The organism is Nocardia sp. NPDC051756, from assembly GCF_040681495.1.
Taxonomy (GTDB): Bacteria; Actinomycetota; Actinomycetes; order Mycobacteriales; family Mycobacteriaceae; genus Nocardia.
Genome location: NZ_JBFAYV010000012.1, coordinates 174,596 through 194,796 on the forward strand (window position 1 = coordinate 174,596; position 20,201 = coordinate 194,796).

Below are 20,201 nucleotides of genomic sequence, written 5' to 3' on the forward strand. Positions count from 1 at the left end.
CAGATACGTCGAGACCTTCATCCGGCTGGTCTTCCGCGACGGTGGACCCGTCGACGATCGATAACGCGGATACCGAGTTCGAGCGTCAGACGGTGAAGTCGGTGACGGCCTCGATGACTCGGCCGACCTGATCGTCGGTGAGGTCCGGCCAGAGGGGCAGGCGGACAACGGTTCCGGAGAACTTCGCGCTGCGCACGCAGGGGTGCGGGGTGCGGCCGAGTTTGAGGCCGGCGGGGCTGGAGTCCAGTGGGACGTAGTGGAACGGCGCGACGATGCCGCGGGCGCGCAGGTGCGCGATCAGGTCGTCGCGGCGCTCCTCGGTGGGGGTGCGCAGGTAGTAGAGGTGGGCGGTGTGTTCGCGGTCGGCGGGCACCGTCATCAGCTGAACGTCGTTGCGGGCGGCCCATTCCGGGAGCGCGGCGGCGTAGGCGTTCCACACCCGGTGCCGGCCGGCCTGGATGGTGTCGAACTCGTCGAGCTGCGCGTCGAGCACCGCCGCGTTCAACTCGCTGGGCAGGTAGCTGGAGCCGATGTCCTGCCAGGAGTACTTGTCCACCGCGCCGCGCAGGAAGCGGGCCCGGTCGGTGCCCTTCTCCCGGATGATCTCCGCGCGGGCCATCAGGATCTCGTCGGTGAGCAGCAGCGCGCCGCCCTCGCCGCAGTGCACGTTCTTGGTGTCGTGGAAGCTGAGCGTGCCCAGGCTGCCGAGGGTGCCGAGCGGGCGGCCCTGCCAGCGACCGCCGAGGCCGTGCGCGTTGTCCTCGACGATGGCGAAGCCGTGCGTATTGGCCAGGGCGAGCAGCTGATCCATCTCCGCCGCCACGCCGCCGTAGTGGATGACCACCACGGCCTTGGTCCGCTCGGTGATCGCGGCCGCCACCGACGCCGGGTCCAGGTTGCCGGTGGCCAGGTCGATGTCGGCGAACACGCAGGTGGCCCCGCGCAACGCCATGGCGGTCGCGGTGGAGGTGAACGCGAAGCTCGGCACGATCACTTCGTCGTCGTGACCCAGTTCCAGCAGCAGACCGGCCATCTCCAGCGCGGAGGTGCACGAGGTGGTCAGCAGCGCGTGCGGCGCGCCGGTGATGACCTTCAGCTTCTCGGTCGCCGTCGCGGTGAACGGCCCGTCGCCGTGGCTCTGGTCGGAGCCGAGCACCGTCTCGAGGTTGGCCAGTTCGCGGCGAGCCCGGAACGGGCGGCTGAAGATGATGCGGTCAGTGCTCAACCCGGTCGTTCCCCTTGTTCGCGGTGGTCGTGGTCAGTTCCCGGGCATCGTCCGGGTAGTCGGTCGCGGCGGCCGGTCGCGGCGTCGGTGAATCGACGGTCAGATAGAGCGGCTTACCCACGAGGATATGCAACGCCACCCCGAGGTATTCGGCGATGAGGCCGAGCGAGAACAGGATCGCGCCGGAGACCAGCAGCAGCACGACGATCATCGAGGCCCAGCCCTCGGGCGCCCAGTTGTCGGTGGTGAGCGCCTCGTAGACGATCACACCCGCCATCACGCCGCCGCCCAGGCCGAGCGTCACGCCGAGCAGGCTGACCAGGCGCAGGCCGCGAGTTCCGCTGCACAGCACCATCTTCCAGAACAGCGAGAACAGCCGGCGGTAGTTGTAGCCGGATTCCTCGCGGCCCTCGGCGCGCAGCACCACCGGCGCCTGCGCGACCGTGCCGACCACCCAGGTCAGCGCGACGTCGAGATACACGCCGTTGGACGCGACGTCGGCCAGCTGCCGGCCGATCGCGCCGCGAATGAGCCGGTAGCTTTCGAACCGGGTGGAATCCGGGAACGCGAACAGCGTCGCGAGCACCAGCTTCGCCCCGCGCGAGGTGATGTTGCGCAGGAAGCCGTGCGGGCGGGTGTTGCTCGGCTTCGAATACACCAGCTCGGCGCGCTCGGTGAGCGCGGCGTCGAGGAAGGTGCCGATGAACCGGGGATCGTGCTGGCCGTCCTCGTCCATGGTGACGATCCAGTCGCCGCCGGCCGCGGACATGCCCGCGATCGTCGCGGCGTCCTGGCCGAAGTTGCGGCTCAACCAGATGGTGCGCACCTCGGGGTAGGCCTGCTCGAGTTCTTGCAGCACCACGTCGGAGCGGTCCGGGCCGCGGTCGTGCACCAGGATGATCTCGTCGACCTGGAAGGTGGTGCCGCCGGGCGTCTGCGTGGGCCGGGTCAGCTCGTGGAGTTCGGCGACCAGTCCGCCGATGGTGTCCTCGCCACGATAGATCGGCACGACCACCGAAATGGCATGGGACCGAGACGGCCTGCCGTTCGAGGTGACCGCGGCGGGGCGGGGCGTGCGGGAGGGAATCGGCATCAGCTGGATCGACTTTCGATGACGGTGCGTGCCGGTGTCCCCCGCAGGACAGCAGGGCCCGAGCCGCCCAGAACTCTAGCATGGTGCGGGTTTCGGAATCGGGGCCGAGGCATCCCCCTATCATCATCGCGTCGGCGGCCGGATGCCAAGCGCCACACTGCTGTGTAGGGTTTGGAACTCGTGACGGATAGTGCAGTGTCGAGGGTGACGCGCCCAGGGTCCGCCGAGGTCACAGGGGGTGACCCGGCCGAGGCAGAAGTTCCGGCCGGAACCGCCGAGGCCGCGGTCGTCGCCGCCCCGGACGATCCCGACCGCGCCGCCCGCCGCAACGTCTACCTCTGGGGCCTGATCACCGCCGTCGGCGTGGTCCTCGGCTACGTCGCGGTGCTGCTCGCCAACGCTCGGCACTTCTACACCGACGACACCGAATCCCAGTACACCGGATTGTGGGTCGGCCTCGGCCACGCGCTGCGCGAGGGCACCTTCCCGGTGCTGGTGCCCGAGCGCTGGATGTCGGGCAACAACACGATGGACGACGCGGGCCTGTTCAACCCGCCGCAGCTGCTGATCGATCTGATCGCGCCGTCCGTCGACAACATGGCGCTCTACGCGACCGTGGTCAAACTGGTCTTCGCGATCATCGCCGCGCTCGGCGTCTACCGGATCTGCCTCGTCTACGGCGGCAAGCCCGCGTGGTCCGCGGTGGCGGGCGTCGCGTTCCCGCTGTCCGGCTTCTTCCTGTTCTTCGACGAGGCCAGCTGGATGACCGCGCTGACCGGCACCGCGTGGCTGGTGCACGCGTGGGCGTCGTCGGTGCGTTACACGCGCGGCCAGGGCGGGCCGATCCCGGTCTTCGTCTATCTCTATCTGACCATCTCGACGCAGTACATCTTCCCGGCGGTCGAGGCGGCGCTGATGCTGCTCGCGGTCGCGGTGGGGGAGGTCGTCTACCGGCGGCAGTGGTGGCCGGTGCTGCGGCTGGCGATCGTCGGCGGGTGTGCCGGGCTCGCGGGTCTGCTGACCTTCCTGCCGAGCATGCTCTCGGCGAAGGTGACCTGGCGCGGCACCATGGAGATCATCAACGATCAGTTCCTGACCGTGCCGTGGTCGGAATCGTTGAATGCCAGCCTGCCGAGCACGCATCCCGCGTTCACCTCCTGGTGGGGATACGTGCAGCCGATGCCGGTGGTCTACATCGCCTGGTTCCTGATTCCGGCGCTCGCGTTCATCGATTGGCGACGGGCGAAGGAGAGCTGGCGGGAACTGTCCGGGGTCGCGTTCTTCGCGGTCGTGATGCTGATGTGGGCGGCCGGGCCGGGGTCGATCGGTCCGCTGCGCTGGCCGGTCCGGGTGCTGCCGATGCTGGCCATCGGGCTGCTGGTGCTGGTGTGCGTGCTGCTCGCGCGCTATGGGACGACCAAGGATCTGAAGACCCGCGGTATCGCGGCGGGCGTGCTGATCCTGCTGCTGTGGGTGCGGTCGTTCTCCGCCGATCCGCACGACGTGATCTGGCATGTGCTCGCAGCGGTCGCGCTCGGCGCGCTCGGCGCCGCGGTGCTGTGGCTGGATCGGGTCAAGGGGATCGCCGCGGCGTGCGTGCTGGTGATCGTGGCGATGTTCCCGATCGCGTTCTTCCAGGTGCAGGCCGCGCAGCCGACGCCGATGACCTGGAACCTGCCGACCAACCGTTCCGACGCGAAGGCCGCGTTCCCGGATTTCCCCGGCACCACACTGCAACTCGCCGAGCGCGGACTGGTCCAACCGGGGGACAAGAGCCTCGACGGCGCGTACGGCTCCTTGGTTTTCGGCAACTACGCCAAGTCGCTGGAGCTGACCTACGTCAACGGTTACACCCCGACCGGGCACTTCTACTTCGGTGAACTGCTCTGCATGCGCTGGGACAGCAGCGTCTGCCCGGACGCGTTCCGGCGGATGTTCACCCCGGAGCCGACCACCGGGCGCAACCTGGCCGATCTGATGCTGCTGGACCGGATCGTGTTGCAGCGCGCGCTGTTCCCGGACGCGCGCAACCAGCCCGCGCCCGACGGCTGGAAGTGGGTCGACTATCCCGGCCACGAGCAGTTCATCTCGGTGCTGGAACGGGTCGACGGGCCGATCTCCACGGTGAACGGTCGGGTCGCGGCCGCGAAGAACGTGACCGCGGCGTCGATCGCCGAAACCGACACCACCAGCCGGGTGCGGGTCAGCTCGCCGAACGGCGGCCGCGTGGTGTTCGCCCGGCTCGGCTGGCCCGGCTATCGAGTGACTATCGACGGCAAGCAGATTCCGATCACCACCGTGGCCAAATCGTTTGTCGCCGTGGATATCCCCGCCGGCACACAGAACGCCGAACTGGTGCTGACCTGGCGTCCGCCGGGCTGGAAGATCGGCATCGCGGCGCTGGCGGCGGGTGTGGTCGGCACGGGCGTGCTGCACTGGCTGTACGTGCGGTCCCGGCGGCGTGCGAAGGCCCTGTAGGGTCTGGAACTCGTGGTGGAAAGCAGCGCCCTCGCCCGGCGGGACGTGTACAAGTGGGGCCTCATAACCGCGCTCGGCGTGGTGGCCGGATACGGTGCCGTCCTGCTGGCCAACGTCCGGCATTTCTACACCGACGACACCGAGTCGCAGTACGCCCCGCTGTGGGTGATGCTCGGGAATCGCCTGCGGGACGGGCAGTTCCCGGCGATGGTTCCCGAACATTGGATGGCCGGCAACTACGCCATCGAAGAGGCGGGTCTGCTCAATCCGCCGCAGCTGCTGATCGATCTGATCGCGCCTTCGGTGGACAACGTCGCGCTCTACGCCACCATCGTCAAGCTGCTCTTCGCGATCGTGCTCGGGCTCGGTGTGTACCGGGTGTGCCTGGAGTACGGGGCGAGTGCGCCGTGGTCTGCGGTTGCGGGCGTTGCGATTCCGTTCACCGGGTGGTTGTTGTTCTTCGACGAGGCGAGTTGGTACACCGCGTTTGTCGGGACGGCGTGGTTGGTGCATGCGTGGGCGTCGGGTGTTCGTTATGCGCGGGGGCGCAGTGGGCCGATTCCGACGTTCGTTTTCCTGTATCTGGCGATCTCGGTGCAGTACATCTTCCCGGCGGTCGAGGCCGGGCTGATGATCGGCGCGGTTGCTGTCGGTGAGGTTGTCTACCAACGCAAGTGGGTGCCGTCGCTGTGGCTACTCGCGGTGTCCGCGTGTGCGGCGCTGGCCGGTCTGGCGACGTACCTGCCGAGCATTCTGTCCGCGAAGGTGACCTGGCGCGGGACCGCGCAGATCAACAACGATCAGTTCCTGACCGTGCCGTGGTCGGAATCGCTCAATGCCAGCCTGCCGAGCACGTTGCCCGCGTACAGCTCCTGGTGGGGTTATGTGCAGCCGATGCCGGTGGTCTATATCGCGTGGTTCCTGATTCCGGCGCTGGCGTTCATCGATTGGCACAAGGCGCGGGAGAACTGGCGCGAGTTCACCGCGATCGCGCTCGTCGCGATCATGGGGTTGATGTGGACCGCGGGGCCGGGGACCATCGGGCCGCTGCGTTGGCCGGCGCGGGTGTTGCCGATGGTGGCGCTCGGGCTGCTGGTGCTGGTGTGTGTGTTGCTCGGGCGGTACGCGACGTTCGATGGCTGGCGGCGGCGTGGTGTCGCGGCGGGTGTGCTGATCGGGTTGCTGTTCGTGCGGTCGTTCTCCGCGGCGCCGCGGGAGCTGGGTTGGCATGTGCTCGCGGCGGTTTCGGTGGCCGCGCTCGGGGCCGCGGTGGTGTGGCTCGCGCGGACCAAGGGGATGGTCGCGGCCTGCGTGCTGACGCTGGTCGCGGTGTTCCCGATCGCCTATGTGCAGGTGTGGGCCGTGCAGCCGACGCCGATGAGCTGGAATCTGCCGGAGAATCGGTCGGAGATGAAGGCGGCGTTCCCGGACTTCCCCGGCACCACACTGCAACTCGCCGATCGTGGGCCGATTCCGCCGGCGGAGAAGAACCTGAAGGGGGCCTACGGGTCGCTCGTGTTCGGCAACTACGCCAAGGATCTGGAGCTGACCTACGTCAGCGGGTACACGCCGAACGGGCACTTCTGGTTCGGCGAGATGCTCTGCATGCGGTGGGACACCAGTGTCTGCCCCGATGCGTTCCGGCGGGCGTTCGAGGTCGAGCCGACCACCGGGCGCACGATCGTCGACCTGATGAAGGTCGATCGGGTGGTCTTGCAGCGGTCGATGTACCCCGACGCACGCAACCTGCCCGCGCCCGAGGGGTGGAAGTGGGTCGATTACCCCGGCCACGAGCAGTACATCTCCGTGCTGGAGCGGGTGAACGGGCCGATCTCGACCCGCAATGGGCGGGTAGCGGCGACGTCGGGTGTGGTGGCGACGTCCGTCTCCGAATCGGATATGGACAGCCGAGTTCGAGTGAATTCGGACAACGGCGGCCAGGTCGTCTTCGCCCGCCTCGGCTGGCCAGGGTACCGAGCAACCCTCAACGGTCGGGATATCCCGATCAGGGTAGTAGCGAAAACGTTTGTCGCACTGGATATCCCGGCAGGCACCAAGAACGGCGACCTGGAGCTGACCTGGCGTCCCCCCGGTTGGAAGATCGGCGGGGCATCGATCCTGCTCGGCTTGCTCGGAGTCGGCGCGCTCCAGTGGGCGTTCCTCCGGAGTCGGCGACGCGACGAAGACCTGGACTCGCCGGAAGACACCGACGAACCCACCACCCCCCAACCCGACCTGGTCGACGCGAAGAGCTGAGGTCGCGTGAATCGACCCACCCCCTGATTCAGCGATGCCTCGAAACCGCGCGAATCGACCCGGTGGTGCCCGGCCGGCGGACCCGATCGTCAGGTCGGTCGAACCCGGCACACTGAAGCCTCGGCGAACGCAAACACCAAACCAGCCGCACCACCCTTGATTCCCCGCACCGGAATTGGCATGCGATTTCTGGTGCGGGAAATCAGAAAGTGTGCGGCTGCGGGTAGTCCTGGGTCCAGGACATGCTGTCGCCCGCATCGAGGGCGTGCATTGTTGACGAGGCATCCAACCTGATGATGCAGAGCTGACTCGCGCAGCCATCTTGCTGGATGCGGGGAGCTGGCACGTGCAGCTGCCCTGCTGGGCGCGGGGGGCTGGCTCGCGTTGCCGCACTACTTTTGATTTCTCGCACCGGGAATTGCATGCGAATTCTGGTGCGGGAAATCAGAAGTGGTGCGGCTGGGGGCTGGGTTGCGGGCCGAGGGGTGTGTGGGTGGGGTGGGTTTTTGCGTGGGTTGGGTGCGCCCGCCGATCGGCTGGTTGGGTGGGGCGATAGAGTGCCTGGCGCGACTGGAGGTGGGCGTCTGATGGGTTTCAACGGTGAGCGAAGTGCGGCGTCCGCGGGTGGGGACGGGGTTGCGCCGACGGTTACGCGAGACGTGCGGTCGTTGGCCGATGCCGATGGGTCGGGGGTGCGCAGCGCGGACCTTGATGCTTCGACCCCGGTGACGGAACCGATTGAATCAGCGCACGACCTTGATGTTCTGCGCTCGGCGGCGGAACCGGTTGGTCGCGAGGGTGATCGCGGTGCTTCGAGTCCTGTGGCGGGATCGGTTGGTTCAGCCTGTGATGGCGATGCTTCGAGTTCGGCGGCGGGATCGGTTGGTTCAGCCCGTGACCTTGACGCTTCTCGTTCGGCGGCGGGGTCTGTTGATCTTGCGCACGACCTCGATGCGACCGAGCCGGCAAAGCCTGGACCACTGTTGCGGCTCGTGCAGCGGCAGGAGGTTGCGTTCGCCGCGGTCGGTGGGTTCAATACCGCGCTCGGGATCGGGCTGACGATTGTCTGGCTGGCGGTGCTCGGCGACAATGTGCCGCCGTCCGTCGCGGTGGCGGCCGCCTATGCGGTCAGCATCGTCATCGCGTTCGTGCTGCATCGGACGCTGGTGTTCCGGGTGCGCGGACATCTGCTGCGCGACTTTCTGCGGTTCGTCGCGGTCAATTCCGGTGGGCTGCTGCTGAATATGGCGCTGCTGGAGCTGGCCGTCTCGGTCTGGCACTTCCCGGACAAGCCTGCCGCGGTCGTGGTGATGGCCCTGGTCGCCGTCGCCAGCTACTTCGGCCACCGGCACATCTCCTTCCGGCGCCGACCACCGGTCGAACCGGACCACGCCGTCGGGTAGGTTTTGCTCATGCCGGAGCACACCTTGGACGCCACGCTGTTGAGCCTGCTGGCCTGCCCCCAGGACAAGGGCCCACTACTGCTGGTCCGCGCGACCGAGGGCACCGTCCTCTACAACCCCCGCCTGCGCCGCGCCTACCCCATCGACAACGGCATCCCCGTGCTGCTCATCGACGAGGCCCGCGACGTCTCCGACGAAGAGCACAACGACTTCATCGAGCAGCCGGTCGAGGCCTGAACCCACCGCCGCACACCTTTTGACATACGCACGCGTGTCAGCGCGGCAAGTTGGTGTGCGGGCAATCAGAAGGTATGCGTCTGCGGAGTCCCGTGATCTCGCCGATGGCGATGAGCGCGACGACTCCCCGGTCACCCGAGGCTAGAGCCCACGGCCGCACACCTTTTGACATACGCACGCGTGTTGGCGCGGCGAGTCGGTGTGCGGCAGGCAAGAAGGTGTGCGGCTGTCGAGGCCCTTCGATGAGGCGCTCTGCTTCGGCTCTTGCCATGACCATGTCCTGTTCAGTGCAATGGCCGCATCCTCGACCAGGTCGGCATCGACCGCGTTCGTAGCTCAGTTGGGTTGTGTTGGGGGAGTATCGATCTCGCCGGTGAGGTAGCGCTGGAGGGTGGGGGCTATGGCGGCTATGAGGGTTTCGGCTTCGGTTGAGGCCATGGGTTCGATGCCGATTACCTTGCGGGCCATCAGGAGGCCGATCATTTGGGAGCCGAGGAGGGATACGCGTAGGCGGCCGTCGTCTTCAGGGGTGGCTATGCGTTGGCGGACGCGTTCCATGACGACTTCCAGGATGAACGCGCGGGCCAGGGTGTTGTCGCCGCCGCCGATGATGCTGCGGACCATCGCGACGATGCCGGGGCCGGCGGGGGAGTCCCAGACGCCGAGGACCGCGCGCAGGATGGTTTCGCCGAGCCGGTCGAGAGGGGCGGCGTCGACGACCGAGAGGGTGAGTTCGGGATTGACCGGCAGTTGCACGACCGCGCCGAACAACTGCTGTTTGGTGCCGAAGTAGTGGTGCACCAGCGCGGGGTCGACGCCCGCGTCCGAGGCCACGGCGCGGATGGACGTCTTGTCGAAACCCACCTCGGAGAACCGCGCCCGGGCCGCGGCCAGGATCGCCTCGCGCGCGCCGGACTGGCCGGGCCGGCGGCCGGAGCGGGCGGGGCGATCCCCGGTATCGGAACCGTTCGCCGTCACGGAGTGCGCCGCCGTAGCGTCGCCGCGCCGAGGCACAGGGCGACGATCGCGAACCCGGCGACCACCGCCAGGTCGCGCCACATCGCGCCGGTCGGGTTCGTATGCGTCGAAACCTGTTGCAGCGCATCGACGGCGTAACTCAACGGCAGCACATTGCTGATCGCCTCCAGCCAGCCGGGCAGCTCGCCGCGCGGAACGAGCAAGCCGCACAGGAAGATCTGCGGCGCCACCACCACGGGCATGAACTGCACGGCTTGAAACTCGGTGCGCGCGAACGCACTTGCCAGCAGACCCAGCGCGACCCCGCAGACCGCGTCGACCACCGCGATCAGCACCACCCAGCCGGGACTACCGGCCGAGTCGAGACCGAGCAGACCGAACGACACCAGACACGCCACCACCGCCTGCGCCGCCGCGGCCAGCGAGAACGCCGTGCCGTAACCGCCGAGCAGATCGAGTTTCGCCAGCGGCGTGGTGAGCAGCCGCTCCAGCGTGCCCGAGGTGCGTTCGCGCTGCATGGCGATGGCGGTGATCAGGAACATCACGATGAACGGCAGGATGCCGAGCATGCTGATGCCGACCCGGTCGAACAGCGACACCGGGTTGAACGGGTTGGCCGGGGTGTCCTTGTAGATGAAATACAGCAACGTCATCAGCAGCGCGGGGACCACCACGATCATCGCGACGGTGCGGTGGTCGTTGCGGAGTTGGCGCAGGATGCGGGTGGTCGTCGCGAGATACGGGCGAAGGGTGGGCGTCCGCCGGGTCGGCGGCTCGAGGATGGCGGTCATGGTTCCTGCCTGGAAGTCGGTGCTGTTGTGGCGCAACGGTGCTGAAGGGTGATCATGCGGCATGCGCCTTCGTGATCAGCGAGAGGAACGCGCGTTCGAGATTCTGCTCGCCGGTCTCGGCGCGCAATTCGTCCGGGCTCAGCTGGGCGAGCAGGCGACCGTCGCGCATCAGCAGCAGCCGATCGCAATGCTCCGCCTCATCCATGACGTGGCTGGACACCATCAAAGTGGTTCCGTTGGCGGCCAATTCGCGGAACTGCTTCCAAAGATCGACGCGCAGTACCGGATCCAGCCCGACCGTCGGTTCGTCGAGAATCAACAACTCGGGCTGGGCAACCAACGCACACGCCAACGAGGCGCGAGTCTTCTGCCCGCCGGACAGCTGATCGCCGCGCTGAAAGGCGTGTTCGGTCAGGCCGACCGCGTTGATCGCGTCGTCGGTGGCGCCACGCTCGCGCCCGTACAGCGCGGCGAAGTACGCGACGTTCTCGTGCACGCTGATATCGGCGTAGATGCTCGGCGCCTGCGTGACGTAACCGATCCGCCGCCGCAGCTCCGCCGACCCCGCGGGCCGGCCCAGCGCGGAGATCGCCCCGGACTCGACGATCTGGGTGCCGACGATGCTGCGCATCAGCGTGGTCTTGCCGCAGCCCGACGGACCGAGCAGGCCGGTGATCGAACCGCGCGGAATCGTCAGCGAGACGTCGTGCAGAACTTCGCGTCCGCCGCGCCGCACCGTCAGGTTCTGCACCTCGACCGCAGGTGATGAGGTGTTTTGCGACATGGTCGCCTCAATTCATCGAGTGTTGAATTCACTGTGTGATGAATTTAGCGCGGGTATGCCGCAACGGCAAGGGTTGAATGGCTGGTTTCGGCGTGTCTGCCTAATGCCCGTGGTGTTGGGGCGGAGCGCCGGCCGAGCTGCCCGGCTCGACGACCACGAACTGGCCCATCATGCCCTGGTCCTCGTGCCACAGCAGGTGGCAGTGATACATGTAAGGCGTGTTCGGGTCGGCGGGCCCGTCGAAACGCGTGGCCAGCTTCACCGTGGCATTCGGCGGCAGGAAGACGGTGTCTTTCGGGCCGGTGAGTTCGGCCGGGGGTGGGCCGTCGTTGCGAGCCAGCACGCGGAACTGCACGTCGTGGATGTGGAAGTTGTGCGGCATGCCGTCGTTGTTGTGCACGATCCAGGTTTCGGTTGTGCCGCGGGTGACGGTCAGATCGATCCGGTCCATGGCCATCGGCTTGCCGTTGATGCCGGCGAGAGTGATATCGAAGCGGCGTTCCTGCACCGAGTCCGAGCCGTCCGGAGTAGACGGATGCGCAAGTGCCGCAGGCAATTCCGGTGACGGTCGCAAGGTATCGGCGGCGCGCAGTTCGAGAATGTCGAACGTGTCGTCGCCGCCGGCGAAGCGCTGTCCCCAGAAATCGAGCCCGGCGTCGAGTTTGTTGCCGCGCAACACCGTTCGCTCACCTGGGCGCACCCGCACGATGATCTCGGCCCGCTCGCCGGGCGACAGCTGCACTCGATCCAGTGCGACCGGACGTTCCATCAGTCCGCCGTCGGTCGCGATGAGCGAGAACTGACGCTCGTCGGCGAAACCGAAGGTGTAGATCCGCGCCGTCGAGGCATTGAGCAGGCGCAGCCGGACCAGCTCGTCGCCGACGTTGCGGTACGGCGTGAGTGTGCCGTTGACCATGGTCTGATCACCGAGAAAGCCGATGTCCCGGAAGATCGCCCGCGCCGAATCGAGCTTTGCCCCTTTGAATTTCACGTCCTGGACGATGACCGGCAGATCGTCGACGCCGTAGTTCTTCGGTAGCGGCAGCGCGTCGGACACCTCGTCGTCGAGCAGGAACATCCCGGCGAGCCCACGCCGCACATGCTGCTCGGTCGCGCCGTGTGGATGCGGGTGATACCAGAGCGTCGCGGCGGGCTGGTCGACGGTCCACTGCGGATTCCAGGTACCGCCCGCCGGAACCATCTGGTGCGGACCACCATCCATCGCCGCGGGCACATGCATGCCGTGCCAATGCACCGTCGACGCCTCGGGCAGTTGATTGCGGACGGTCACCGCGACCTTCTCCCCGCGCCGGGCCCGCAAGGTCGGACCGAGGTAACTGCCGTTGAATCCCCAAGTCTCGGTCGCCTGCCCGGGCTTGAATTCCGTTCGCCCCGAACGCATATCGAGCTGGAACTCGCGCGTCCCGTCCGGTCGCACTTGTCCCTCTGCGAGTGGGGGAATGGCAAGCTCATCGCTGAATTCGGTAGTGCCGACCGTGGATACGTCCGCATTCACATACACCAGCGTGACGCCGCCACCGATCGCGAGCGCGAGCAGCGCCACGAACGCGGCCAGACCGAGAAACAACCGCCGCCACCTGCGCGGCCGGGAAACCGAAACCATCCGCTGACGGTAGAAATCACCGCCCCCGCAGCACATCCGGGAGCGTCCCTAATTCACCCCTGACTTCCAGACAACCGGACCAGGGTGGGGTTGCCCGAAAGACCGAATAAGGCCTGATCAGAAGACGTGACTCAGGTCACATAAGCACTCTGTCACGTCTGCCGAGGGTTGTTTGTCCCATGGTCGTCACCAACCCCGGTGACCGGACCATCGGAGCAACGCCATGAACACCGAACAGCGGATCGTCATCCTCGGCGCCGGCTACACCGGCCTGCTGACCGCCGCGCGACTGGCTCGCCGCACCCGCAAGCTGAACGTCCGGATCACGCTGGTCAACCCGTCGCCGCGCTTCACCGAACGCCTGCGCATGCACCAGATCGCCGCCGGCCAGGAACTCGCCGACCACCGCATCGCCGACATCCTGACCGGCACCGGCGTCGAATTCGTCCAGGGCTGGGCCACTTCCATCGATCCGGAGGCCCAGCGGGTGATCATCGACGACGTGGTCACCCTGCCCTACGACGAACTGGTCTACGCCCTCGGCAGCGTCACCGACACCACCCTTGTCCCCGGCGTCGCCGACCACGCCTGGACCCTCAACGACCCACGCATCGCCCACCTGTTCGCCGGACAACTGAATGCCATTGCGGCCCAAGGCGGTACGGTCGCTATCTGCGGCGGCGGCCTGACCGGCATCGAGGCCGCGGCCGAAATCGCCGACGGTCACCCGGGTTTGCGCGTCACGCTGATCAGCACCGGCGAACCCGGCGCGATGATGGGCGACAAGGCCCGCGCCTACCTGCACCGGACCCTGGACCGCCTCGGCGTCAACCGCGAAACCGGCCAGGCCGTCACCAAGGTCCTGCCCGACGCGGTCGAATTGGCCAACGGCACATTGGTTCCCGCCGACCTGACCCTCTGGACCGCGGGCGTCCGCGTCTCACCACTGGCCGCCCGCGCGGGCATCCAGACCGACGCCCGCGGGCTGATCGTGGTCGACGAGACGCTGCGCTCGCTCTCGCACCCGAACATCCACGCGATCGGCGACGCGGCCGCGGTGCGCATGCCGTGGGGCCAGATCCACGGCACCTGTCAGAGCGGCCTGCCGACTGCCGCGTACACCGCCGACGCCATCGCCCGGCGCCTGCGTGGAAAGGCGGTGCGCCCCTTCCGCTTCGGCTACTTCCACCAGCCGGTCAGCCTCGGCCGCCGCGACGGCGTCATCCAGTTCACCAAGTCGGACGACACACCCGGCCGGTTCTACCTGACCGGTCGGATGGCGGCCGCGTACAAGGAGTCGGTCAGCGCCAGCCCCGTCCCGGTCTTCCGGTTCAGCCGCCGGATGAACGTCCCGATCAAGCTGAAGGTCGGCCGTCCGGCCCTGACCTGCGTTGTTCGACCGGAAACCGATTTGGGAGCATGACCAGATGGTCGACGTCACTGCCCAGCCGGATCCCTTCCTCGAACACCGGCGCCTCCTGTTCGCCACCGCGTACCGGATGCTGGGCACCGTCACCGACGCGGAGGACATCCTCCAGGACACCTGGCTCAAATGGCACGACACCGATCACACGACGGTGCGGCACCCGAAGTCCTACCTGGTCCGCACCGTCACCAATCTGTCCCTGAATCGGCTCACCTCCGCCCGGGCCACCCGCGAAAACTACGTCGGCCCTTGGCTTCCCGAACCACTGCTCACCACCCCGAACATCGCCGAGGAGACCGAATTGGCCGACACCGTCTCCACCGCGATGCTGGTCGTGCTGGAAACCCTGAGCCCCGTCGAACGCGCCGTCTTCCTGCTGCGCGAGGTGTTCGGCTACACGCACGCCGAGATCGCCGACACCCTGGACCGCCCCGAACCGACCATCCGGCAGATCGCGCACCGCGCCCGCACCCACGTGCAGGCCCGCCGCCCGCGCTTCGACACCGACAAAGCCGAACGCGACCACATCACCGCCCAGTTCATGGCCGCCTGCGCCGGCGGCGACCTCAACGCGCTGATGGATCTGCTCGCCCCCGACGTCACCCTGTGGAACGACGGCGGCGGCGTGGTCACGGCCGCGCGCCGCCCGCTGCACGGCCCGGATCACGTGGCCCGCTGGCTGCTCGGCGTGTTCGCCAAGCCGGTGTCCGCGGGCTTCGAACTCGAATCCGCCTACATCAACGGCGAACTCGGCACGCTCGCCTGCCTGGGCGGGAATCCGGGCGGCGCGTTCACCTACGACATCGTCGACGGCCGCATCCAGAATCTGCGGTTCCAGGTGAACCCAGGCAAGCTCAAGGGGCTCTATATCGAACCGCTCGGCTGACGCGACGCGCCCACCCTCCACCGGGCGTGGACGGCGTGTCCGATTTAGGCTCCTGCGGTGACCAACGAGAACGCGACCCCGTCCGCAGACGGGGGACAGCTGCGGGCTTCGACGCTGGAACTGTTTTTCGATCTGGTGTTCGTCTTCACCATCACCCAGCTCACCCATGTCTTCACCCATCACCCCGGCTGGCAGGCGCTGGGTCAGGTGGCGCTGCTGTTCGGCGTGATCTGGTGGATGTACAGCGGATTCGTCTTCCTCACCAACGAGGTCGCGCCGAGCAGTTCGGCCCGGCGCACCTGGCTGCTGATCGGCATGTTCGGCTTCTTCGTGGTGTCACTGGCCATTCCGGACGCCTTCCACGGCACCGGCGTGGCCTTCGGCGTCGGCTACTTCGTGATCACCGCGGTGCACACGGCGCTGTTCTACAGCAACGGCGGTGAGTCCGCCGTCCTCGCGATCAAGCGGATCGCGCCGCTCAATACCCTCGCCGCCGGGTTGGTGCTGGCCGGTGGATTCGTGCACGGCTGGCATCAGTACGCGCTGTGGGGTGCGGCGCTCGCGGTGCAGGTGGTGAGCCCCTACCTGGTCGATACCGGCGACTTCCGGATCCGGGCCAGCCATTTCTGTGAGCGGCACGGGCTGGTGATCATCGTCGCGATCGGCGAGTCGATCGTCGCGATCGGCGTGGGGCTGGCGGGGGAGGAGATCACGGTGCCGCTCATCGCGAACGTGGCGCTGGGGCTGTGCCTCGCCTACGTGCTGTGGTGGGCGTACTTCGGCATCGATGACGAGCGCGGCGAACACGCGCTCGCGGCGGTGCCGGAGCGGGAGCGGTCCCGGCCTGCCGTGCTCGGGTACGGATATTCGCTGTACGTCCTGCTCGTCGGCATCATCGTGACGGCGGCGGGCATTCAGATGAGCATCGCGCACGGCAATGAACCCGCGTCCGTCGCGACCGCGGCCGCGTTGTCCGGTGGGGTCGCGCTGTATTTCCTCGGCCAGTTCTTCTTCCGCCGGGCGCTGCGGTTGCCGCGGGCGTGGAGCCGGCTGATCGCCGCCGCCGCGGTCGCCGCGACCACGCCGATCGGGGTGGTGTGGGTGTCGTGGGGGCAGCTGGCGGCGCTGGTCGCGGTGGGTTATGCCGCGGTCATCATCGATGACCTGATCACCCTGCGCAGCGGTCAGCACAGCTCCTACGTGTAGATCATGTGACCGATACCGGACCGTCCTGCGCCCGCGCTAAGTTGTTGCGAATATCATTCTGTCGCAAGGAATTTCGCAATGAGAACGAAACCTCTGCTCGGGCTGTTCGCGGCCATCGCCGGCATCGGCGCCCTGCTGTCCGCACCCGCGGCGGCGACGCCGGTGCTGCACGCGGGGTGCCCGGCGAGTCAGTACGAGAACATCGACAAGAAGTGTGTGCCGCGCCCGCAACAGGCCGCGACCCCGCCGGATGGGGCGACCGCGAAGTGCAAGGACGGCACCTACAGCTCCAGCCTGACCCGCAAAGGCACCTGCTCGGGGCACAAGGGAGTCGAGCAGTGGCTGGTCGATCTGCCGTAGCCGTCGTCTTGGACAATGGCGGCTGTGTGTGCCGATGAACTAGCCGTCGAACCGCCCGTCGCCGCCCGCCGACTGCTGGGGGCCACCCTCTGGTCCGGGGCGGTCGGCGTGCGGATCGTCGAGGTCGAGGCGTACGGGGGTGATCCCGCCGGGCCGTGGCCGGATCCCGCGTCGCACTCCGGGCGCGGGCGGACCAAACGGAACACGGTGATGTTCGGGCCGGCGGGGGTGCTGTACGTGTACCTCAGCTACGGGATGCACACCTGTATCAATGTGACCAGCGGGCCGGACGGGATCGCCAGCGCCGCGTTGATCAGGTCCGGTGAGGTGATCGCCGGAGCGGACGAGGCGCGAGCTCGGCGGGCTGCCGCTCGTTCCGATGCCGACTTGGCCAGGGGGCCGGGCAATCTCGGTAGTGCGCTGGGAATCACCTTGAGCGACTACGGAACTCCGCTGTTCGACGCGAACTCGGCGATCCGGCTGGAACTCGGCAAGGCTGTTCCCGCGAAGCAGATCGCCAGCGGTCCGCGCGTCGGCGTGAGCACCGCGGCGGATCTGGCCTGGCGGTTCTGGCTACCGTCCTCGCCGGCGGTGTCGACCTACCGGCGCAGTCCGCGTGCGCCGCGCGCCGAGGCGTCCTGAAAATTCTTCGGCGACCGGCGATGAGTTTTTGCGGGGGACCACGTCCTATCAGGTGAACGCGCTAACGCCCAGCGTGACCGACCTGAAGGAAGACATCATGACCGCCGTGCCCGCCGCCCCCACCGCTCGCCCCGGCAAGACGCTGAACCGCGTGCTCTGGACCTTGCAGATCCTGCTCGGCCTGTTCTTCATCATCGCCTCCGCGCTGCCGAAGCTGTTCGGCCAGGAAGACGCCGTGCAGTCCTTCGACGACATCGGCTGGGGCGACTGGTTCCGCTACCTCACCGGCATCGTCGAACTCTCCGGCGGCATCGGCCTGCTGGTGCCGCGGCTCAGCGGGCTGGCCGCGGCCGGGCTGTCGATCACCATGGTGCTGGCCGCCGCGACCCAGGCGTTCCTGCTGGACGCGCCCGCCCTCGCGCCCTTCCCGCTGGTGCTGGCCGTGGTGTTCGCCTGGATCGCCTACGAGCGGCGCGACACCATCATCGCGCTGCGGGGCGCGCTGTCTCGCTGAACGATTCGCGGACGATCGGCGGACCTCGGTCCGTCGATCGTTCTGCTGGGTTGCGGGGTCGTTCCGTAATCGCTTGGGAGAGAGCATCTTCCGCGATCATCCGGTACACGGCGTTCAAGGTCGGTTCGCCCACCAGGTGCCGGATGCGTTCGTAGCGGCGTTCCTCGATCGGGGCGATGCGCGCCATCCAGGCGGGTCGGCCGGCTCGGCGCGGCGACGCTGCCATCTCGTGCCCGGGCAGCGTGCGGACCCGGCGGGGAGCAATCGATGGCGGAGTTGCTGCCCGCGGGCGATCGGCCGTGGACCGATGCCGTGACCGCGATGGCACACGGACTCCGCGTGACGCTGCTCGCGCATCCCGCGACCTCGGGCACCCTCGCGACCCCAGCCGGTCAGCTCGCCCGGCGCCGGAGGTTCGTTGTGGGCGGGTAATTCGCTCGACCCGGGGCGGCGGACCTCGACACACTGAGGTGCAGTCCAACCACCTACTACCCGTGCGGAAAGATGGGACACCGTGAGCGGCGACATCATCGACGAATTGACCTGGCGCGGACTGATCGCGCAATCCACCGACCTGGACGCGCTGCGTGCGGCCCTGGACGCGGGACGGTTGACCGTCTATGCCGGTTTCGATCCCACCGGGCCCAGCCTGCACGCCGGCCACCTGGTTCCGTTGCTCGCGCTGAAGCGGTTCCAGCGCGCGGGCAATCGGCCGATCGTGCTGGCCGGCGGCGCCACCGGACTCATCGGCGACCCGCGCGATGTCGGCGAGCGCACGATGAACTCGACCGACACCGTGCAGGAGTGGGCCGGCCGCATCCGTTCGCAGCTGCAACGCTTCGTCGACCTGGACGACCCGACCACCGGCGCGGTGATCGCGAACAACATGGACTGGACCGCGCAACTGTCCACCGTCGACTTCCTGCGCGACATCGGCAAGCACTTCTCGGTGAACGTCATGCTGGCCCGCGACACCATCAAGCGCAGGCTCGACGGCGAGGGCATCTCCTACACCGAGTTCAGCTACATGCTGTTGCAGGCGAACGACTACTTGCAGCTGCGGCGGCAGTACGACTGCACATTGCAGGTCGGCGGCTCCGATCAGTGGGGCAACATCATCGCCGGCGTCGAGCTGAACCGGCGGGTCGACGGCGCGTCCGTGCACGCGCTCACCGTTCCGCTGGTCACCTCGGCCGACGGCAAGAAGTTCGGCAAGTCGACCGGCGGCGGCAGCCTGTGGCTCGATCCGGAGATGACCAGCCCGTACGCCTGGTACCAGTACTTCGTGAACACCGCCGATGCCGATGTCATGCGGTACCTGCGCTGGTTCACCTTCTTGTCGCGGGAGGAACTGGCCGAGCTCGAACAGGCCACGACCGAGCGGCCGCACGCGCGGGAAGCGCAGCGCAAGCTCGCGGCGGAGATGACCACGCTGGTGCACGGCGAGGCGAACACGAGTGCGGTGCAGTTGGCGAGTCAGGCGTTGTTCGGGCGCGGCGAGCTGCGTGACCTGGACGAGCCGACGCTGGGTGCGGCGCTGCGGGAGGCCGCGGTGGCCGAGCTGGGTGCGGGGGAGCCGAGCACGATCGTCGATCTGCTCGTCGCCACCGGGCTGAGCGAGAGTCGCGGGGCAGCCCGGCGGGCGGTGAACGAGGGCGGCGCCTCGGTGAACAACGAGCGGGTCTCGGATCTGGAATGGACCCCCGCCGACGGCGACTACCTGCATGGGCGCTGGCTGGTGCTGCGGCGTGGAAAGAAGAACCTCGCGGGGGTACTGCGGGCAGGTGCATGAAGATCGCGGTGGCTTGAATCACATCCGTGTGATTCAAGCCCCCGATCAGGTCGGCACCAGGGCGTTGACCTGGGGAAACACCGGCACGAGCAGTGGATTTGACTCTGCGTTATCCGCCGCGTAACTTAGTTCGAGTCAGAGCGACACGGACACCGACCCGGAGCCGAGAAGCCCAGCGGGAACGCTGAGCGGATGGACCGGGAAACGAGGTAGTACGAGAGCGCCTGGCCATCAGCTAGAAACCTAAGGTGATCACGCGGACTTGACTCTGCGAGAGATGCCGTTTAGGCTGGAACAGTTGCCTCACGGACGAACCGGTTAGCGCCGGGGGTGAAGTGTGTGCGTGTGTTCTTTGAGAACTCAATAGTGTGTCGATGAATGTCAGTGCCAATTATTTAATTGGTTCCGGCTTCTCATACCCCCCGGTTGAGAGGTTGGACATTTAGTCAGCAAATCTTTTTGCTGGCGTTTTGTTTTGCTAGGTTTTCGGACTCTAGTTATTCTTC

18 protein-coding genes are annotated in these 20,201 nt (G+C 67.4%); 12 read left to right on the forward strand and 6 right to left on the reverse strand.

What is annotated here, in order from left to right:
• Nucleotides 1-85 precede the first annotated feature (85 nt).
• Together rffA and AB0M22_RS39525 are read right to left on the reverse strand one after the other, a co-directional pair.
• Entirely contained in the window at nt 86-1,225 is a 1,140-nt protein-coding gene (gene rffA, locus AB0M22_RS39520) for a dTDP-4-amino-4,6-dideoxygalactose transaminase (RefSeq protein ID WP_364737841.1), read from the reverse strand.
• The gene (locus AB0M22_RS39525) at nt 1,215-2,318 is read right to left on the reverse strand and encodes a glycosyltransferase (protein ID WP_364737843.1); all 1,104 of its coding nucleotides are present in this window, start codon (nt 2,316-2,318) and stop codon (nt 1,215-1,217) included. The genes rffA and AB0M22_RS39525 overlap by 11 nt, the downstream gene beginning before the upstream one ends.
• A 363-nt stretch (nt 2,319-2,681) precedes the next feature.
• On the opposite strand from AB0M22_RS39525, the gene AB0M22_RS39530 reads away from it, so the two are divergent.
• The 4 genes from AB0M22_RS39530 to AB0M22_RS39545 all read left to right on the forward strand — a co-directional run bounded on the left by AB0M22_RS39530 (nt 2,682) and on the right by AB0M22_RS39545 (nt 8,692).
• Nucleotides 2,682-4,796, forward strand: coding sequence for a hypothetical protein (locus tag AB0M22_RS39530; protein ID WP_364737892.1), 2,115 nt, complete (start codon nt 2,682-2,684; stop codon nt 4,794-4,796).
• Between the two features lie 15 nt (nt 4,797-4,811).
• Complete coding sequence (locus AB0M22_RS39535) at nt 4,812-7,052, forward strand: hypothetical protein (protein WP_364737895.1); 2,241 nt, start codon at nt 4,812-4,814, stop codon at nt 7,050-7,052.
• A gap of 992 nt (nt 7,053-8,044) precedes the next feature.
• Entirely contained in the window at nt 8,045-8,455 is a 411-nt protein-coding gene (locus AB0M22_RS39540) for a GtrA family protein (protein WP_364737845.1), read from the forward strand.
• Nucleotides 8,456-8,464: 9 nt separating this feature from the next.
• Nucleotides 8,465-8,692 carry a Trm112 family protein gene (locus AB0M22_RS39545; RefSeq protein ID WP_364737847.1) on the forward strand — a complete coding sequence of 76 codons (228 nt, stop codon included), beginning with the start codon at nt 8,465-8,467 and terminating at the stop codon, nt 8,690-8,692.
• A 336-nt stretch (nt 8,693-9,028) separates the two neighbouring features.
• Here AB0M22_RS39545 and AB0M22_RS39550 read toward each other — a convergent pair whose 3' ends face one another.
• From AB0M22_RS39550 to AB0M22_RS39565, 4 genes are all read right to left on the reverse strand, one after another.
• Nucleotides 9,029-9,670 carry a TetR family transcriptional regulator gene (locus tag AB0M22_RS39550; RefSeq protein WP_364737849.1) on the reverse strand — a complete coding sequence of 214 codons (642 nt, stop codon included), beginning with the start codon at nt 9,668-9,670 and terminating at the stop codon, nt 9,029-9,031.
• Nucleotides 9,667-10,461, reverse strand: a complete 795-nt coding sequence (locus AB0M22_RS39555) for an ABC transporter permease (RefSeq protein WP_364737852.1) — start codon at nt 10,459-10,461, stop codon at nt 9,667-9,669. Before AB0M22_RS39555 ends, AB0M22_RS39550 begins: the two co-directional genes overlap by 4 nt.
• 52 nt (nt 10,462-10,513) lie before the next feature.
• Nucleotides 10,514-11,245 carry an ABC transporter ATP-binding protein gene (locus AB0M22_RS39560; RefSeq protein WP_364737855.1) on the reverse strand — a complete coding sequence of 244 codons (732 nt, stop codon included), beginning with the start codon at nt 11,243-11,245 and terminating at the stop codon, nt 10,514-10,516.
• A gap of 100 nt (nt 11,246-11,345) precedes the next feature.
• Nucleotides 11,346-12,869: a multicopper oxidase domain-containing protein gene (locus tag AB0M22_RS39565; protein WP_364737857.1), complete on the reverse strand. Its 1,524-nt coding sequence runs from the start codon at nt 12,867-12,869 to the stop codon at nt 11,346-11,348.
• Between the two features lie 223 nt (nt 12,870-13,092).
• Between AB0M22_RS39565 and AB0M22_RS39570 the strand changes: the two genes are divergently transcribed.
• The 8 genes from AB0M22_RS39570 to tyrS all read left to right on the forward strand — a co-directional run bounded on the left by AB0M22_RS39570 (nt 13,093) and on the right by tyrS (nt 19,695).
• A complete protein-coding gene (locus AB0M22_RS39570) occupies nt 13,093-14,292 on the forward strand; it encodes an FAD-dependent oxidoreductase (protein WP_364737860.1) in 1,200 nt (399 codons plus the stop codon).
• A gap of 4 nt (nt 14,293-14,296) precedes the next feature.
• Nucleotides 14,297-15,181 (forward strand): RNA polymerase sigma-70 factor, encoded by an 885-nt coding sequence (locus AB0M22_RS39575; RefSeq protein ID WP_364737862.1) that lies wholly within the window; start codon nt 14,297-14,299, stop codon nt 15,179-15,181.
• Between the two features lie 57 nt (nt 15,182-15,238).
• Complete coding sequence (locus AB0M22_RS39580) at nt 15,239-16,387, forward strand: low temperature requirement protein A (RefSeq protein ID WP_364737864.1); 1,149 nt, start codon at nt 15,239-15,241, stop codon at nt 16,385-16,387.
• Nucleotides 16,388-16,465: 78 nt separating this feature from the next.
• Entirely contained in the window at nt 16,466-16,747 is a 282-nt protein-coding gene (locus tag AB0M22_RS39585; protein ID WP_364737866.1) for a DUF3761 domain-containing protein, read from the forward strand.
• A 15-nt stretch (nt 16,748-16,762) separates the two neighbouring features.
• Nucleotides 16,763-17,389: a DNA-3-methyladenine glycosylase gene (locus AB0M22_RS39590; protein WP_364737868.1), complete on the forward strand. Its 627-nt coding sequence runs from the start codon at nt 16,763-16,765 to the stop codon at nt 17,387-17,389.
• Between the two features lie 97 nt (nt 17,390-17,486).
• A complete protein-coding gene (locus AB0M22_RS39595; RefSeq protein WP_364737870.1) occupies nt 17,487-17,903 on the forward strand; it encodes a DoxX family protein in 417 nt (138 codons plus the stop codon).
• Between the two features lie 267 nt (nt 17,904-18,170).
• Nucleotides 18,171-18,335: a hypothetical protein gene (locus tag AB0M22_RS39600; protein ID WP_364737872.1), complete on the forward strand. Its 165-nt coding sequence runs from the start codon at nt 18,171-18,173 to the stop codon at nt 18,333-18,335.
• A gap of 82 nt (nt 18,336-18,417) precedes the next feature.
• On the forward strand, nt 18,418-19,695 hold the full coding sequence (gene tyrS, locus AB0M22_RS39605; protein WP_364737874.1) for a tyrosine--tRNA ligase: 1,278 nt from the start codon (nt 18,418-18,420) through the stop codon (nt 19,693-19,695).
• Nucleotides 19,696-20,201 lie beyond the last annotated feature (506 nt).